Raw genomic sequence first — 14,225 nt, forward strand, 5'->3', positions numbered from 1 at the left:
TTTAATTCACAATCCTTTTATCCAAGGGAATTAAATTGAAATCGGAAAACAATAAAAAATATCCTAAGGTCTATATCTCTTTTCAATTATCTGAAAAAGCTAATCAGCTATTAACGGAATCTTGTAGACGATCAGGCAGGAAGAAAATACCGGAAGCAGCTTTAAGGCTTGAAGATCATTTGAATCGGTTTCGCTCGATATCTGAGTTAAATCAAACTGTCTTAAATTCAAATATTGAAGAAGTAAAAGAAATGGAAATTCAAGATGTCTGTACTTCGAATCCATAAAAAAAATCAAAACTTTATCATCCTTGATAAAACTTGTTTACAAGATATTAAACTGTCTTGGAGCGCTAAAGGGCTTCATGCCTATTTAATGTCTTTACCTGATGATTGGTGTGTGAGAGTTGCTGACTTACAAACACGTTCGACTAACGGCAGAGATTCTGTTCGAAGTCTTTTAAGCGAGTTAGAGCAAGCTGAATATATTTCAAAATCAGCTTGTAGAAATAACGCAAGCGGCAAATTTGAAGGTGTAGAATATATTGTTTATGAAATTCCTAAGCCAACAAAGAAAGAAAAAACACCAGAGCCTGAAAACACGTTTTCGGTAACGCCTCAGACTGAAAATCCGGCGACTGGAAAACCGACTACGGCTAATCCAACCCTAGTAAATAATAAAAATAATAATAATTTATTAAATAAAAAAGCAGCAGCAAGCAGTAAACTTTTACCAGATACTTTTTCAAATCAGGAAAAAGCTGCCGCTGCTCTTTCTGATAAAAATAAACTAAGAGATGAACAAGTATCTGAGCCAACAGAGCACCAATCCATTCGTTTTTTATCAGCAGAAGATTCAGTGATAGGTAGCACTCTGACTCTTAACCAAAAGAAACGAGTTCATGCACTTGCTCAAAAGCTAAATAGTTCAAATGCGCAAATACTTTTTCAAGAAATTGAGTATTGCTTATTAAGCTCTAAGCACTTTATCGCCTGTGGGCAAGATTTTGGGCGAAAACTTAATGCAATAGGCATAGTCATCTCACGTGGCGAGTGGCAAACGCCGCCTGGCTTAATTTTTAAAGCACAAGAGAAAACAAATGTTGTTTTTAGAAATAAAGAGCAAGAACTTCAAGACGTCCGTGCAGAAGTCATTCACTTTAAACGGCTGTTAAACGATGCGAAATTACATCGGCATGCGCGAGAACAATTTGAAGCAATTTTAACGAAAGCCCAATTAAAAATTAGCACGCTTGAAAAGGAAATAGCTAACTTAAAAGTGCATGCAAGTTAAGAGAAAACCTTTAGAGGATAGAACACGAAAGATTTTTTATAAAGCTAACAAGGAAATAGGGAATGATGAAAGCAAATCACACGAAGGTAAAAAAAGTAGTTCTTATTAGCACCTTCGTTGTATTAACAGGATGCGCAGCAACTCAAACAGCACTTGAGCACGGCTCTTTGCAAGTAAGCACTAAACAAAGTAAAACCATTTTCTTAGACCCAGTCTCAAATTCCCAAAAGACAATTTATGTTTCAGTCAAAAACACCTCTGATGAGGAGATTGATATTGGGCCGCAACTTAAATCAACGCTCGTAAGTCACGGCTATAAAGTGGTGAAAGAGCCAGGGGATGCGCATTATCTCTTACAAGCCAATGTTCTTAAGGTTGGCAAAATGAGTATCGCAGCAAGCCAATCAGCACTAGGAGCGGGTTATGGTTCAGCTATTTCAGGCGCACTAGCCGGAACTGCTGTTGGAAGTTTCACAAACTCAAGTGCCGGAATGATTGCCGGAGGTCTTGCAGGCGGTGCCCTTGGCTTGGCTGCGGATTCTTTAGTAAAAGATGTTAATTACACTATGATTACTGATATTCAAATAAGTGAGCGGGTGGGGCGAGGCGTAAAAGTCAATGAGCAATTTAAGTCTCATTTGAAAAATGGCACAAGCACGATGACCTCGCAAATCTCATCTAGAGACAGCCAGTATCAGCGCTACCGAACGAGAGTTGTGTCTAATGCGGATAAAGTTAATTTAAAGTTTGCTCAGGCAAGACCTTTACTTGAGCAGGGATTAGTTAAAGTCATTTCAGAAATATTTTAGTGGTGAGCAAGATGATTAAAAAGAAAGTCTATCAGTGAGCCATTAATTAGCCGGTAAAAATAAATTCAATATGAGTAACGAAGGGGCTTTTATTAAGTCCCTCAGAGGAGGCTTGTTTGTGAAAAAGGTACGTGATTTAAAAAAACTCCTGTTTATAGGTTTGATGGTGGCTTACTTAGGTGAATTATCTGCTCAAGATGTAACACAAATTGGGCGTTATACCACAGTTGATAATAAACCACTTGCAGCCCAAGTTAATCCACTTCTCGCCATCCAACAAGTGCATTTTAATACTGAAATTCATACTGTGGGAGAAGCGCTTCATCAATGGCTTTCATTATCTGGTTACGATTTAGTGCCCGAACAAGAGCAATCTTTAGCACTTAAGGCAGTCCTTCAGAAACCCTTACCGCAAATAGACCGTGATTTAGGGCCGCTCACTATTCAAGAAGGCCTGGAGGTTTTAGTAGGCAAAGGTATTTTCAAAGTGGTTATTGACCCGCTTAATCGCTCAGTGGGTTTTACCTTATCCCCTAAATATGCTCAGTTTCAAAAAAAATCAGGGGCTCATGCATGAAAAACACCTATTTTTTACCTAAATTGCTGATGACTTTAAAGCAGCCCTTCACTTGGGTTTTAGGGGTTAGCGTGGTTGCTGGGGTTGCGAGCGGATTAATTGTGCTGCAAAGCTTTCCTGAAAAAAACGCGATGGTAACGGTAAGCGATGCAGTCGCTAGTCGCTTAAATGAGCTGCAAAACCATTTAACTTCTCTGGAAACCGCAGTCCAAAAGCCATTCCCGGAACTGGATTTGTCCGTTTTAGAGCAAAAACTTAAAGAATTAAGTCGGGAGGTTAAAGATATCAGGCAATTTAATCCTGATGCATTAAGCCAACACCTTGAAGTGCGCTTAAGCCAAACGGAGAGCAGTTTATCAAACCAACTAAACACGCTTAATCAGGCAGTCAACACCCTGCAAACCGCCAATCAATCAGCGAAATACTTACCTGCTCAGGCGCTCCCTTTTGTGGTAACCAGTATTGATAGTATTCAAGCAACTGCGGTTGCCACTATTGCGTATGACTACAAAACCGTGCCTGTTGAAAAGGGCGACTCTTTAGCTGGGTGGAAAATTGTAAAAGTGGATTTTAAACATCAACAAATTGAATTTGAAAATAAGAATAAAGAGCGCGTGCTCCTTAAGCAAGACCTCATTGGATAGGAGAAGATAGCATGAAACAAGTCTTTTTCACCGCTTTAATAAGTATGTTTGCCTCGTGTGCCTCTGCTTTAGAGATTCCTAAATTTGCTGAGCACTTACCGAGGACTTCGGCTATTGGGGATAAAGACTTAGCTAAGCGCGGTCTTTCAATTTACCAGGATGATGTGACATCAGACCAAGATTTAGAAACGATGACGTTAAATGAGAAAGCTCTACATGAAGCGCGTGTTTGGGGACTTACAGAGCTTGAAGAAAAACGCTACTTAGCCTTAATGCGCAATCGAAGCGGGGTGTTTTATGAAGGGCTTCACTTAACGCCTGTTGATATTTTGGGGCTTAATGCCCGCAATGAACAGGAAAGAGCGCATTTTGCAGCACTAAGCGCACAAATTGAAGCCCAAAAGGTGGCACAGAATTTAGCCTGGAACAGTGCGTTTTATAAAGCCTATAACGAGCTATTTAAACACGAGTCTGTGGTGTCAGGAGATTTTGACCCCACTGTTTATTCACCTATGGCGCATAAGCCAGTGTCCTTAACGACAGGCGACATGCTCTTTTTATTTTTAAGACCAGAGGATGCAAGCAGAAGCATTATCATGACCTTAAGTGAGGCGGTGGTACAAAATCCTGGCACCAAACTTCATTTATTGGTTTTAGAAGCAGATAATCGCGCAATTCAGAATTTAGCGCATCGCGCAGGCCTCTCTTATGACGCTGTTAAGTCCGGCTTAATTACCCTAAATCATGGTGAGCTTCAATATGACAGTTTAACACTTGCAAACAAACAAACGCCTCTATTAATTCTTGCGCGCCAGGGTGTTTCTAGCGTTGTTGATTTGGGGAGGATTTAACATGCGTGTTTTAGCAGTAGCCTCAGGCGCGTTATTAATTGGTAGTGCGTATGGATTAAAGGTGCTGGAAATTCAGGGACCCGTTAAGGATATTAAACCCTATCTTGCACCCAATTTAGAACAAACAGAAGTAGGTCATTCTTCTAATTACCCGCATGCCTTTGGCGCGCCTATGACAAGTAAAGCCTCTCCAGGCACAATAACTACAAAAACCCTGCCGCATTGTATTTCGATTTCAATGCTTGTGATTGGCAACGATACCCTCTCAAAACAATGGTTAGGCACGCATCAAGACTTTCTAAAGCAGTTTCATGGATTAGGTTTGGTGGCTAATGTAGACACTCAAGCCGAGTTGGCAGCGCTTGAGCTACTTGCAGGTATTCCTTTAATGGCTGCTAATGTCGATGCCTTAATGGCGCTTATTCATCAGGCTCATTACCCTTTGGTCATTGAGAAAGGGCGAGTATGGCAATGACATCGCAAACCATAAAAAAGCGCTCACCAAACTTTATTGTTCGCAGTCTCAAAGCCTTTATTGTGGCAGGCGTCATTGGGTTTCTTGTGCTTTTTATAGGGACGCTCTTTTGGTGGTTTAGCTTAGGGTTTAAGGAAGCCTTAGTACATGTTGAGCGCTTAAGTTTTCAGGAAACGACCTGGGTGAGAGCACTAAGCCCCGTCTCGGTGAGGCGAGAGTTTTGGTGGTCTGATTCAATTGAACAAGAGTGGAAGCACTTAATTAGCCAGACTCAGAAAACTGCCCATCAACTCCAAGAGGCGCTAGATTTACCTCTTCAAGCCCTAGAAGAGGAGCTTCCAGAAGCTAATTTTCCTGCTATTGCTGGCATGGGGTCAACGCTTATGACCTTTTTCGCGCACACCTATCTCCTTGGGGGCGCTTGTTTGCATGTGTTATGGCTCAAAATACTGCTCTGTTTGAGTGCACTGCCTTTATTTGTCTTAATGAGCCTTGCAGGACTAATTGATGGCTTAAATCAGCGTGCCATTCGGACTGCCTCCTTAGGGCGAGAATCAACTTATGTATTCCACAAATCTTTGCCACTGGCCCGTAAAACGTTGTTTTGGGTGTTAGTGGTGTGGCTTTCCTTGCCTTTTGATTTTAATCCAACCGGTTTATTTGTGGGATTGAGTGTATTGCTCGCACTAGTCATGAGTACCTCGGCTAGTCGATTTAAAAAGTATTTATAGGAGAAACAATGAAGCGTTTAAAAAGGCTTGGTTTGGTAGTTGGGTTAATGCTGTTAGCTAATGTGAGCTTTGCTCAAAATGACGCCCTTAATGAAACGTTAGTTCGCCTCATTAACCAAATCAATGCCATGATGCCGCTTCTTGATGAGGCCAAAGACGAGCAGGAGCCCCATGCTCGAATTACGCTACATATTGAACGCTTTACCGACAGAGAGGGAAGAGTGCATGCGGGTGTTAGAGAAGATTTATTAGCGATTCGAAACAGCCTCATTGAATTTATCAATGAACCCGCCATTGCCCCTAAAACCATTAAGCCGCTTGCGCTTGATTATATAGGGAGAGGCTAATGACTGAAGTTAATGCACTTTTTACTCAAGCGTTTACCCAAGTGTCTAAGTATTCGCCTTCTGTGTATGCCAATTTACTGCGTTTTGCTGGGGTGGTGCTCGTGTTTATTGCCTGTGCATTTGCGGTTAGCCATTTTTTAAATGCACAAGCCAAACGTGAGGACGAATTTATGTTTAATCTCGCAACAAGGATTATGAAAGTTATCTTCGGGGTGACATTGATTGTTTTGTTATTTAAACCATAGGGAGAAGAAAATGAAAAAAATAGGTCCAAAATCAATTGCTGGCGGGATTATAACTGTAGCCTCTAGTTTACTTACAGCCTCCGTACAGGCAGCCGATTGGTTTCCTACGGCCTTAGTCGGCAAAAATACGACCAATAAAGAAGCGATGGTTGTGTTTTCTGATTTGCTCGTTAAAGGCTTTAAAATTTTGTTATTTGTCGTTTGTATTGTGAGCTTTTATCAGTTTGTGATGACAGTGTCGCATGGTATTGAAGCGGCTAAGAAAAGCGAAGGTGGCTTAATGGCGGTGTTTAGTTCGTATGCTGTCATGTCCTTTATTTACCTCTCCATTAGTATCGTTTGTGCATATTTTGGCTTTACGGCCGTGACTAATTTCAATCTTTAAAGGAGAACCAGATGAATGGGCCATCCAGTCGCACGCTCACGCATGAGTTTATTGCCTATCAGGGATTGACTTTAAGAGAGCTCTTAGTCACGGGCTTGCTGGGCATGGGAGTTACCTGCTTGCTAACGACCATCATTGGGGGGTTGCTCGGGTGGGCGGGCACGGCTGGTGCTTTGGGTTTGGTGCTTGGCTTTTTCTTAAGTGTGCGTGTTTTTCCTTACAGGCTTGCACGCCACAAACAAGGCAAACCCACAGGTTTTTTAAGAAAAAAACTAGTTATTCAGGTATCTCGCGCAGGCCTCATGCAGTCGCCTTACCTCTGCCATCAGGGACTTTGGCGTAAAGAGCGATTACTTGGAGGACGCGATGTTTGAGTATTATAAAAAAATAGACACGCTAAACCAGTTAAATCGATTGTTACTAGTGTGCTGTGGTGCGTTTTTTCTCCTAACGCTTTGGCTTGGTTTTGCGTTAATGAAAGCGCCAAGTAAGTTGCAGATTTGGCTAACCCCCTCCATAAGTGCTAATGGGGGCTTGATTAAAGCAGATGACATTCCTGATGAATACGTGCATGGGTTTGTAGCGACGTTAATTCCTCACCTTCATTCTTGGCGAGCTCGCGGGTCAGATGCATTTAATCAAAAAATACTGTCCTACCAACATTATTCACGCCCAGGTTTCAGGATGTGCTTGCAGCTAATCAAGAAGCGCTTGACAAAGCAGGCCTTTTTTCAAGAACACAGCTAACTAGCCTGTATCGGTTTTTAGAGCCAAATGATGTGAAACGGCTAAGTCATAATAGTTGGGAGGTTCATCTGGTTCTTAGGCTTACTCAAAAAATTAATAATCACTCAACCATGGTCATTGCTGACAAAGTGGTGGATTACCACTATCGCGTGGTTAAAGTGAATGTCTCTAAATTACAAAATCCATTTGGGCTCGCCCTTGATGGCTACAGCCAGCCTGAGCGTTTAGTTAAAGATTTATTAAGTGCCGATGTCAAAGGAGAGGCTCATTCATGAACGCAAAATTGCTCGTTATTATATTAGGATTTCTTATAAGTTTCTCCGCAAGCGCTTTGCAAACAGAGCATATGCTTTGGGAAAAAGCACCGCTTGCCATTGGACTGCCTTTAAATGAAGAGCGTGTGATTCGATTTCCATCTCCCATCTCAATTGTTGATTCAGAGTTAGATGATGACTTAAACGTGCTTAAAATAGATGATGCTTTGTATATCAAAGCGCGAAAACCCTTTCATCATAAACGTTTAATTGTTCAATTGATGCCAGACGGTGAGCTTTTGGTACTTAATTTGTCAGCCAATGAAAGCGAACGCCCAGTTGCGCCCATAGAAATCATGCTTTCTTACAACCAAGAGGCGCCTAGTCAAGGCGCTGAAGAACAAACTGCGACAAGCAAGCAGGGCTTAGTAGGCGCTAATGAGTCAATGACTGGTGATACCATTAACCCCGTCTCTCTAACCCGTTTTGCTATACAGTCCTTGTATGTTCCTGAGCGCCTCTTAGACAGGCTACCGGGCGTTGTAAGAGTGGCGATGCAGACTCAAAAAACCGTCCAATTAGTGTATGGTGCGGGTATTAGTGCGCACCCTTTAATTTCTTGGCAAGCAAACGAGTTGTATGTGACGGCTGTTGAATTAAAAAACGACTTAAATAAAACAATTGTGCTTGACCCAAGGCAATTGATAGGGGGGTGGCAAACGGCAACCTTTTATCCTACAAACACCTTAAAACCGCGTGCCCATCATGAAACTACCACTGTCTTTTTAGTGTCATCAAGACCCTTTGGTGATGCCTTAAAAGCACTTAAGGGGTATGTGCGATGAGTCGTCATACAGGCCTTAAAGTATTAACTGGTGCGGTGGTGTTAGTGGTTTTAGTTGTTTTAAGTAGCGGTAAAACCACGCCCCTTAAGCAAGAGCCTACTAGGGAGATTATCAATAATGTCAATCAAGCCATTGCCAGTCAATTTAATGACAATATTCGCGATGTCTCGGCTCGTCTTATGGAAGATGAAAAAAAGATTGATGAGTTAGCGCAAAAAAATCAGGAATTAATGGCACAAAATGAATTGCTGCTGGCGGTAAAGGAGCAAAAGAGTGAGGCTGTGCGCGATGAGTTAACCCCTGAAGTCAAAGACATGATTGCAGCGCTTAAAAAAGAATTGGCAGAGGTTAAAACACAACGAAAAACAACGAAAATCACAGACTATGCCTTAAATGACAGTGACTCTTTAGCATCTCCCTCAAATCACTTTAAAGACATGGATGCGCTTTTAGTAAAAAGAAGATTATCAGAAGCTGAGTTAAGTTATTGGCAAAAGCTTAAAACAAAAAGGCAAGCTTTTGCCAAAAAAGCGCACTTAAAAACTACTTTGCCCTCTAAGCACGGCTAAGAAAAAGGTATTCCTTATTATACGCTTCCGGCAGGCTCTGATTTAGGAAACACCGTTTTACTCTCAGCACTTATTGGGGAAGTGCCCGTTGAAGGAAAGTTAATGCAGCCCTTGTTCCCCTTTTCAGCGCTCATAAATTCAGAAGACTTAATAGCCTCTAATGGCGTGCCATTACCTCCTGATATTTCAGGCATGAAAATCAATGGCTATGCGATTGGGGTGGGCTCTTTTTTGGATAACATCTCTTGTGTTAGAGCGTATGTGACCTCGGTACTGTTTACTTTTCAAGATGGCCATTTTGTAGTGGTCGGTAATAGAGAAAATGTCCCACTTGTGCGGATAGTTTTCTCTTATGCATTTTTTCAAAATCAATGAAGGAGAAAATGATGAGTGGATCACTTAATAAGGTACAAATCATTGGCTATTTAGGCCTGCCACCCAAAGCAATTTCAACAAAAGAGGGTTTTGTCTTTTACGCTGCATCGATTGCAACCAATGAGCGCATTAAAAAAGGAGAGAATTGGGAGCAGGTAACCGAGTGGCATCAGTTGTTATTTTTTGGCAAAGTTGCAAAAGCATGCGAGTACCTGAAACAAGGCAGTTATGTTTATGTTGAGGGAAAGCTTAGAAATAATGTTTGGAGTGATAGTGAGGGTAATCAACACTATCAAGCAACTATTGTTGTCACGAAGCTTGATTTTTTGGATAAAAAAATCAATGACGCTGAAGCCAAAGAGAGCTTGCCGCCGATAAGTGCTAAACAGCATTTGGCGACTATAAAGGCACTGTTAGGCGATGAGGCCTTTGAAGACAATGTTTCTTTTTAGCGTCAATAAATTCCTGATGAACCACCTTTTATTGAAATAGCCCAGCTTGTATATCAAGCTATGATTAACCAGACACTATAATCTTTTAAACACCGACCCACAGGGAGTAGCCTCCCTGTCAGGGAGGTGCTCCTTAATTATTTTTAAGGAGAATATTATGTACCATTTATCAATAAATCAGCTGGCACAACTCGTTCCTTCGTTGTACACAGAGAACGGTTATGAAAAAACTAGCGATAGGTATCAGCCAATTTCAACAGCCATGGTTGTTGAAAAGCTTATAAAAGAAGGGTTTTATCCAACCAAAGCGTATCAAACAAGCACACGGACCAAGGAGAAAAAACTCTTCTCAAAGCATATGATTCGATTTAGACGTTATGATTTAAATTATGCTGAATCAGCGTATTTTCCTGAGATAGTATTGGTTAATTCTCATGACGGTCTGTCCTCTTATCGTTTAATGGCAGGTCTTTATCGCCTGGTATGTAGCAATGGTATGGTTGCTGGTTTTGAGTATGATGAAGTCAGAGTTAAACACGTGGGTAACGTCATCGATAATGTCATTGAAGGGACCTTCAATGTTGTTCAATGTTTTGACGGATTAATGAATGCGGTTAAGACGATGCAATCAATTGCCTTAGGTCAAGATGAGAAACTTTATCTGGCTCAAAAGGCTCACTTGCTACGATTTGAAGGCAATGCCGCTACTGCTATTGCGCCTGAAAAGCTGTTAAGACCGAGAAGGTATAGTGGTACGGGGGATGATTTATTTTCTGTATTAAATGTAATTCAGGAAAATGTCATTCGCGGTGGTATTTCTGGTCTGTATCGTAACGAGCAGGGGCGGTTGCAAGGTACACGAAGTCGTGAAGTTAGGTCTATTGATCAAAACATACGATTGAATCGTGAATTATGGTCTGCTGCTGAGAAATTGCTGCCACATGTTGCCTAAATCGAAAGCCAGATTAGAAGTCTGGCTTTTTATAATAAAATTAGCTTAATACCCCTTTCAAGCAATTATTAACAATAGCATTTTTATTTATGACTAAATTGACATGACTAATTAGTCATTATATAATTTATATTAAAGTGCTGTTTAAAGAAAAAATGGGTATTCCAAGCTTACAAAATAATAATGAGTTACCGGCAGGGGAGCATTTAACTACGCTAGATGAAGTCGCTAAAGTATATGGTTCGTCTAATACAAGAAGAAAGAAGTTAATGAATGGCCTTAGAAAGGCTGCTAATAACTTAAAAAGCGCAGGTGTTAAAACCATCTGGCTTAATGGTAGCTTTGTCACAGGAAAAAAAGAACCTAATGATATTGATGGATGTTGGGAATATCATAATTTGGTAGATATGACTATTTTAGACCCTGTTTTCTTAGGGGAGCGTGCAAGTATGAAGAAAAAATATGGATTAGATTTTTTTATTGCCGGTATCACTGAAGCTGGAAGTGGATTACCGTTTACACAGTTTTTTCAAAAAAATAGGGACGGAGAACCTAAAGGTATTCTTGTTGTTAAATTAGGAGAGCTATGATGATCACTAGTGATAGACAATATGAAGCTGCTAGAGAACAACTTAAGAGATTGCAGCAATCTCTAATGACACCTATAAAAAAAGGTGTGCCAGCGTCTATTGCAGAAGCCTCTAAAAAGCAAACCCAGGAATTAATGGATGAAATTCAAAGAGATATAGATGAATATCGGAAGCTAATAGAAGGTAAAAGCGCTGCTATAGAAATACATTCCTTAGAAGATCTACTCTTTGCGCCTATCCGATATCGATTAGCTACAAATATGACTATAGAAAGTTTTGGACAGAAAGTAGGCGTTAGCCCGCGTCAGATTGCCCGGTATGAAAAAGAAGCGTACCAGAATATTAATACTAGTACATTAAAAAGAATTTTAGGTAATCTTAACATTAATATTAATGGCAAGATTTTAAAGGATGACTCAAAAGCTCATGTACGGAATATAGGATAAAGCTACTGTTGATGCTACAGCTAATCTGTTGTTTTTGGCAAACAGATGATGAGAAAAATGCGGTTGCATTATGAATTAGTATTAATAAGTTTGCTCATTATAGATAGAATTAGCTCAGTACTAACTCTGTTAAAAGACAATTTCATTAAGATTGCCTTTCTAATATTTTCTGTTTGGTATTTCTATCAAATTCATTTGGATGCTCTAGAGCATGCTTCAGATAAATATATTTCAATCTCCCAAGCGTTAGAGTCAGTAAATTCGACTTTTCTTATAAATCAAACTGCTTGCAATGCAGCGCTAGAGAACATAAAGAAATCAAAGAATTCTTAAATCTTTTGTTTGAAAAAAATATTAGTCATAAGCCAATTTATTGATTTTAATGTCTTTTTTCTAAGTTTGATTAGCGCAGTTATCATACCTAGAGTATAGATTATAATGGACTAACCTATAATTTTATTAATTTTATTTTCTATAATAAAGCTCGTTATTTTATTTAATAGATAATTCAATTTTATTTTTTACAGAAGTTAGATCACGCAAGATGAGGGAGCCGTTACTAATTGTTTGTCTTAAAGTAGAACAATACCCGCAATACCTCTTAATAATGGGTATCAGTGCGGGTTATTTTTTTATATTATTTGATTTATTTTTTCTCTCAGATAAAACTGAATCAATATCTTTATTTGGAAGTTCATCGTATTGCGGTAAATTATCTGTGATCTCATACCAAGGTGATTTAGACGCAACAAAAATATTAGCTATCGGACGAGAGCCAGGATCTTGTTCAAGTGCGCCAATTGGTAAACCAATATACTCTGGCTTATCTTCATACAGGCTTATTAAATTAGAGCCACAAATTTTACAAAATGTCTTTATTACTTTCTCTGATGAATGGAATTTCGACAAATATTCTTTTCCTTTTATCCAATTGAAATTTTTGCGTTCCACAGTACAGCGGGTTCTGAAAGCAGCACCATGCCATCTCCTACACATGGAGCAATGGCAGTTAACTATAGGCCCTAATGGTCCCTTAATCTCATAAGCAATTTTCCCACATAAGCATCTTCCAGTTAACTTATTCACCGAGTTTGAATTCCTTCTAAAAGTCTTTAGAAACCTACTAAGGCTGATTAATTTTCTTAGTAGATTTTATATTTGATAATGATTGTTCTATCTATGTTATCATTTATTATGATTATTAATGCGCTTAATTAATAGCATTGATTAATGACATTCATTGATGATTAAAATAGAATCAGAAATAGGATAGTTATTTCTTTAACCTAGAGAATAAAAATGTTTGCTATTTCACCTTCATTAGAAATTGGTTCTTATGAATACTTACTTGATGAAAAAGTATCTTCTTACAAGCAACTTGTAGATTTAATGAAAACGAATAAAGCGGAGCATTTAATTGATCTCGTAGATAAAACCACAGCACAAGGCTATTTTAACCGTGCTTATACTGAGATTAAAAAAAGGAAAGTAGCTGACTTTAACGTTTTTATGCGTGGAACTGCAGATTATTTATCTAAGCTTAATGATGCTGAATACCCCCTGCCACTTTTATACTATCGTGGAAACCTTGATTTGTTGCATACAAGAGGGGTAGCTATCGTTGGTGCTAGAGCTGCTTCTGAAGAAGGAAAAATAAGAACTAAGAAGTTAGTTAAAGCCTTAATTGAATATGATTTTACAATTATCTCTGGCCTTGCTGCAGGTATTGATACAGCAGCTCGTGAAGCCGCTATTCAATTAGGCGGAAGAACAATTGCGGTAATTGGCACACCTATTACCCATTTTTATCCACCTCAAAATCGTGCACTACAAGAAGAAATTGCCAAGCATCATTTGCTGATTTCTCAAGTACCCATTATTCGCTATGAGAAAGGAAATCCAAATTCCAATCGTTTTAATTTTCCTGAGCGAAATAAAACCATGTCAGCGATTAGCGAAGCCACTATTATTGTGGAAGCAAGCAATACGTCTGGCTCATTAACCCAAGCGAAAGCAGCCATCAAACAGGGGCGAAAGTTATTTATTCTGAATAATAATTTTGAAAACAACAACTTAACCTGGCCTCAAAAATTTGAAGCATTGGGTGCAATACGGGTTAGAGATACACAAGATATTCTAAATAATTTATAAGCTATGTAGTATAATTTAATCCAGCTAGAAGGCTGGGAAATTGAGCAAAACCGTTTGCTTTATCTGAAGAGGATGATTGCTTTTACTATATGCATTATGAGCCAAACTCTGATTTTAATAAAAGCCATGAGAAGCAAGTCATTGTAAATATCAAAATTTCCAAAGAGGAGTTAGAGAAAAATCCTAATCGCCTTTATTACAAGGAAAAAAGCTTAAGAGAAGTTTCATTATGGTTGGTAAACACCATTAATAAGCATAGGAAATTACTAGTACTTATGGATACAGGCTTATTCATCTAAAGCTAAAACAGATCCATTCTATGATAATAGACTTCAGAAGATTTTAACTTTCGTAAAAGAAAAGCTTCCTGAATTTAACTGGTATGATGCTTTTGATGTTAAACGAACCGTTGTAAGTAGTAGAAAATCTAATGTAAGAGACATGAATGATAAGCTTAACAACTTAACTATTGATATGAACTTCATTG

21 protein-coding genes and 1 pseudogene are annotated in these 14,225 nt (G+C 39.2%); 21 read left to right on the forward strand and 1 reads right to left on the reverse strand.

The genetic code is table 11. The annotated features are described in order from the left end of the window. Window positions 1-35 precede the first annotated feature (35 nt). The 20 genes and pseudogenes from ACQUW5_RS14030 (at window position 36) to ACQUW5_RS14125 (ending at window position 11,587) form a co-directional block, all read left to right on the forward strand. A complete protein-coding gene (locus ACQUW5_RS14030) occupies window positions 36-287 on the forward strand; it encodes a TraY domain-containing protein (protein ID WP_444991896.1) in 252 nt (83 codons plus the stop codon). Next, window positions 265-1,293 carry a replication protein gene (locus tag ACQUW5_RS14035; protein WP_444991897.1) on the forward strand — a complete coding sequence of 343 codons (1,029 nt, stop codon included), beginning with the start codon at window positions 265-267 and terminating at the stop codon, window positions 1,291-1,293. Before ACQUW5_RS14030 ends, ACQUW5_RS14035 begins: the two co-directional genes overlap by 23 nt. A 65-nt stretch (window positions 1,294-1,358) precedes the next feature. Continuing rightward, window positions 1,359-2,102: a complement resistance protein TraT gene (locus ACQUW5_RS14040; RefSeq protein WP_444991918.1), complete on the forward strand. Its 744-nt coding sequence runs from the start codon at window positions 1,359-1,361 to the stop codon at window positions 2,100-2,102. A gap of 118 nt (window positions 2,103-2,220) precedes the next feature. After that, complete coding sequence (pilL2, locus tag ACQUW5_RS14045) at window positions 2,221-2,679, forward strand: PFGI-1 class ICE element type IV pilus protein PilL2 (protein WP_444991898.1); 459 nt, start codon at window positions 2,221-2,223, stop codon at window positions 2,677-2,679. Continuing rightward, entirely contained in the window at window positions 2,676-3,323 is a 648-nt protein-coding gene (locus tag ACQUW5_RS14050) for a hypothetical protein (RefSeq protein ID WP_444991899.1), read from the forward strand. Before pilL2 ends, ACQUW5_RS14050 begins: the two co-directional genes overlap by 4 nt. A gap of 11 nt (window positions 3,324-3,334) precedes the next feature. Beyond that, window positions 3,335-4,174: a TIGR03759 family integrating conjugative element protein gene (locus tag ACQUW5_RS14055; protein WP_444991900.1), complete on the forward strand. Its 840-nt coding sequence runs from the start codon at window positions 3,335-3,337 to the stop codon at window positions 4,172-4,174. 1 nt (window position 4,175) lies between these two features. Then, a complete protein-coding gene (locus tag ACQUW5_RS14060) occupies window positions 4,176-4,649 on the forward strand; it encodes a PFL_4695 family integrating conjugative element protein (RefSeq protein ID WP_444991901.1) in 474 nt (157 codons plus the stop codon). Next, the gene (locus tag ACQUW5_RS14065) at window positions 4,646-5,380 is read left to right on the forward strand and encodes an IncC plasmid conjugative DNA transfer DtrJ family protein (protein WP_444991902.1); all 735 of its coding nucleotides are present in this window, start codon (window positions 4,646-4,648) and stop codon (window positions 5,378-5,380) included. Before ACQUW5_RS14060 ends, ACQUW5_RS14065 begins: the two co-directional genes overlap by 4 nt. A gap of 8 nt (window positions 5,381-5,388) precedes the next feature. After that, window positions 5,389-5,727, forward strand: coding sequence for a hypothetical protein (locus ACQUW5_RS14070; protein WP_444991903.1), 339 nt, complete (start codon window positions 5,389-5,391; stop codon window positions 5,725-5,727). Further along, window positions 5,727-5,972 carry a hypothetical protein gene (locus ACQUW5_RS14075; protein WP_444991904.1) on the forward strand — a complete coding sequence of 82 codons (246 nt, stop codon included), beginning with the start codon at window positions 5,727-5,729 and terminating at the stop codon, window positions 5,970-5,972. Before ACQUW5_RS14070 ends, ACQUW5_RS14075 begins: the two co-directional genes overlap by 1 nt. 10 nt (window positions 5,973-5,982) lie before the next feature. Then, complete coding sequence (locus ACQUW5_RS14080) at window positions 5,983-6,357, forward strand: hypothetical protein (RefSeq protein WP_444991905.1); 375 nt, start codon at window positions 5,983-5,985, stop codon at window positions 6,355-6,357. Between the two features lie 11 nt (window positions 6,358-6,368). Beyond that, window positions 6,369-6,731, forward strand: a complete 363-nt coding sequence (locus ACQUW5_RS14085) for a DUF3487 family protein (RefSeq protein WP_444991906.1) — start codon at window positions 6,369-6,371, stop codon at window positions 6,729-6,731. After that, a pseudogene (locus ACQUW5_RS14090) lies at window positions 6,724-7,379 on the forward strand (DUF2895 family protein). The gene ACQUW5_RS14085 and the pseudogene ACQUW5_RS14090 overlap by 8 nt, the downstream one beginning before the upstream one ends. Next, window positions 7,376-8,203 carry a TIGR03749 family integrating conjugative element protein gene (locus tag ACQUW5_RS14095; RefSeq protein WP_444991907.1) on the forward strand — a complete coding sequence of 276 codons (828 nt, stop codon included), beginning with the start codon at window positions 7,376-7,378 and terminating at the stop codon, window positions 8,201-8,203. Before ACQUW5_RS14090 ends, ACQUW5_RS14095 begins: the two are co-directional and overlap by 4 nt. Then, window positions 8,200-8,772 (forward strand): hypothetical protein, encoded by a 573-nt coding sequence (locus ACQUW5_RS14100; protein ID WP_444991908.1) that lies wholly within the window; start codon window positions 8,200-8,202, stop codon window positions 8,770-8,772. The genes ACQUW5_RS14095 and ACQUW5_RS14100 overlap by 4 nt, the downstream gene beginning before the upstream one ends. Before the next feature lie 102 nt (window positions 8,773-8,874). Continuing rightward, window positions 8,875-9,147, forward strand: coding sequence for a hypothetical protein (locus ACQUW5_RS14105; protein WP_444991909.1), 273 nt, complete (start codon window positions 8,875-8,877; stop codon window positions 9,145-9,147). 11 nt (window positions 9,148-9,158) lie between these two features. Further along, window positions 9,159-9,599, forward strand: a complete 441-nt coding sequence (locus ACQUW5_RS14110; protein WP_444991910.1) for a single-stranded DNA-binding protein — start codon at window positions 9,159-9,161, stop codon at window positions 9,597-9,599. Window positions 9,600-9,801: 202 nt separating this feature from the next. Next, window positions 9,802-10,551, forward strand: a complete 750-nt coding sequence (locus tag ACQUW5_RS14115) for a DUF932 domain-containing protein (RefSeq protein ID WP_444991911.1) — start codon at window positions 9,802-9,804, stop codon at window positions 10,549-10,551. 155 nt (window positions 10,552-10,706) lie between these two features. Continuing rightward, the gene (locus ACQUW5_RS14120) at window positions 10,707-11,141 is read left to right on the forward strand and encodes a DUF6932 family protein (RefSeq protein ID WP_444991912.1); all 435 of its coding nucleotides are present in this window, start codon (window positions 10,707-10,709) and stop codon (window positions 11,139-11,141) included. After that, complete coding sequence (locus tag ACQUW5_RS14125; RefSeq protein WP_444991913.1) at window positions 11,138-11,587, forward strand: helix-turn-helix domain-containing protein; 450 nt, start codon at window positions 11,138-11,140, stop codon at window positions 11,585-11,587. The genes ACQUW5_RS14120 and ACQUW5_RS14125 overlap by 4 nt, the downstream gene beginning before the upstream one ends. Before the next feature lie 624 nt (window positions 11,588-12,211). On the opposite strand, the gene ACQUW5_RS14130 is transcribed toward ACQUW5_RS14125, so the two are convergent. Beyond that, a complete protein-coding gene (locus ACQUW5_RS14130) occupies window positions 12,212-12,673 on the reverse strand; it encodes a GFA family protein (protein WP_444991914.1) in 462 nt (153 codons plus the stop codon). Between the two features lie 213 nt (window positions 12,674-12,886). On the opposite strand from ACQUW5_RS14130, the gene ACQUW5_RS14135 reads away from it, so the two are divergent. Then, window positions 12,887-13,738, forward strand: coding sequence for a DNA-processing protein DprA (locus ACQUW5_RS14135; RefSeq protein WP_444991915.1), 852 nt, complete (start codon window positions 12,887-12,889; stop codon window positions 13,736-13,738). The last annotated feature ends 487 nt before the right edge of the window (window positions 13,739-14,225 follow it).

The sequence above is a fragment of the Legionella pelazae genome (assembly GCF_052527395.1).

Excerpts from the sequence above, each read along its gene's own strand:
- ACQUW5_RS14035 (WP_444991897.1), top strand. The coding sequence starts at position 265 with ATGTCTGTACTTCGAATCCATAAAAAAAATCAAAACTTTATCATCCTT.
- ACQUW5_RS14040 (WP_444991918.1), top strand. The coding sequence starts at position 1,359 with ATGAAAGCAAATCACACGAAGGTAAAAAAAGTAGTTCTTATTAGCACC.
- ACQUW5_RS14050 (WP_444991899.1), top strand. The coding sequence starts at position 2,676 with ATGAAAAACACCTATTTTTTACCTAAATTGCTGATGACTTTAAAGCAG.
- ACQUW5_RS14055 (WP_444991900.1), top strand. The coding sequence starts at position 3,335 with ATGAAACAAGTCTTTTTCACCGCTTTAATAAGTATGTTTGCCTCGTGT.
- ACQUW5_RS14060 (WP_444991901.1), top strand. The coding sequence starts at position 4,176 with ATGCGTGTTTTAGCAGTAGCCTCAGGCGCGTTATTAATTGGTAGTGCG.
- ACQUW5_RS14065 (WP_444991902.1), top strand. The coding sequence starts at position 4,646 with ATGACATCGCAAACCATAAAAAAGCGCTCACCAAACTTTATTGTTCGC.
- ACQUW5_RS14070 (WP_444991903.1), top strand. The coding sequence starts at position 5,389 with ATGAAGCGTTTAAAAAGGCTTGGTTTGGTAGTTGGGTTAATGCTGTTA.
- ACQUW5_RS14075 (WP_444991904.1), top strand. The coding sequence starts at position 5,727 with ATGACTGAAGTTAATGCACTTTTTACTCAAGCGTTTACCCAAGTGTCT.
- ACQUW5_RS14080 (WP_444991905.1), top strand. The coding sequence starts at position 5,983 with ATGAAAAAAATAGGTCCAAAATCAATTGCTGGCGGGATTATAACTGTA.
- ACQUW5_RS14085 (WP_444991906.1), top strand. The coding sequence starts at position 6,369 with ATGAATGGGCCATCCAGTCGCACGCTCACGCATGAGTTTATTGCCTAT.
- ACQUW5_RS14095 (WP_444991907.1), top strand. The coding sequence starts at position 7,376 with ATGAACGCAAAATTGCTCGTTATTATATTAGGATTTCTTATAAGTTTC.
- ACQUW5_RS14100 (WP_444991908.1), top strand. The coding sequence starts at position 8,200 with ATGAGTCGTCATACAGGCCTTAAAGTATTAACTGGTGCGGTGGTGTTA.
- ACQUW5_RS14105 (WP_444991909.1), top strand. The coding sequence starts at position 8,875 with ATGCAGCCCTTGTTCCCCTTTTCAGCGCTCATAAATTCAGAAGACTTA.
- ACQUW5_RS14110 (WP_444991910.1), top strand. The coding sequence starts at position 9,159 with ATGAGTGGATCACTTAATAAGGTACAAATCATTGGCTATTTAGGCCTG.
- ACQUW5_RS14120 (WP_444991912.1), top strand. The coding sequence starts at position 10,707 with ATGGGTATTCCAAGCTTACAAAATAATAATGAGTTACCGGCAGGGGAG.
- ACQUW5_RS14125 (WP_444991913.1), top strand. The coding sequence starts at position 11,138 with ATGATGATCACTAGTGATAGACAATATGAAGCTGCTAGAGAACAACTT.
- ACQUW5_RS14135 (WP_444991915.1), top strand. The coding sequence starts at position 12,887 with ATGTTTGCTATTTCACCTTCATTAGAAATTGGTTCTTATGAATACTTA.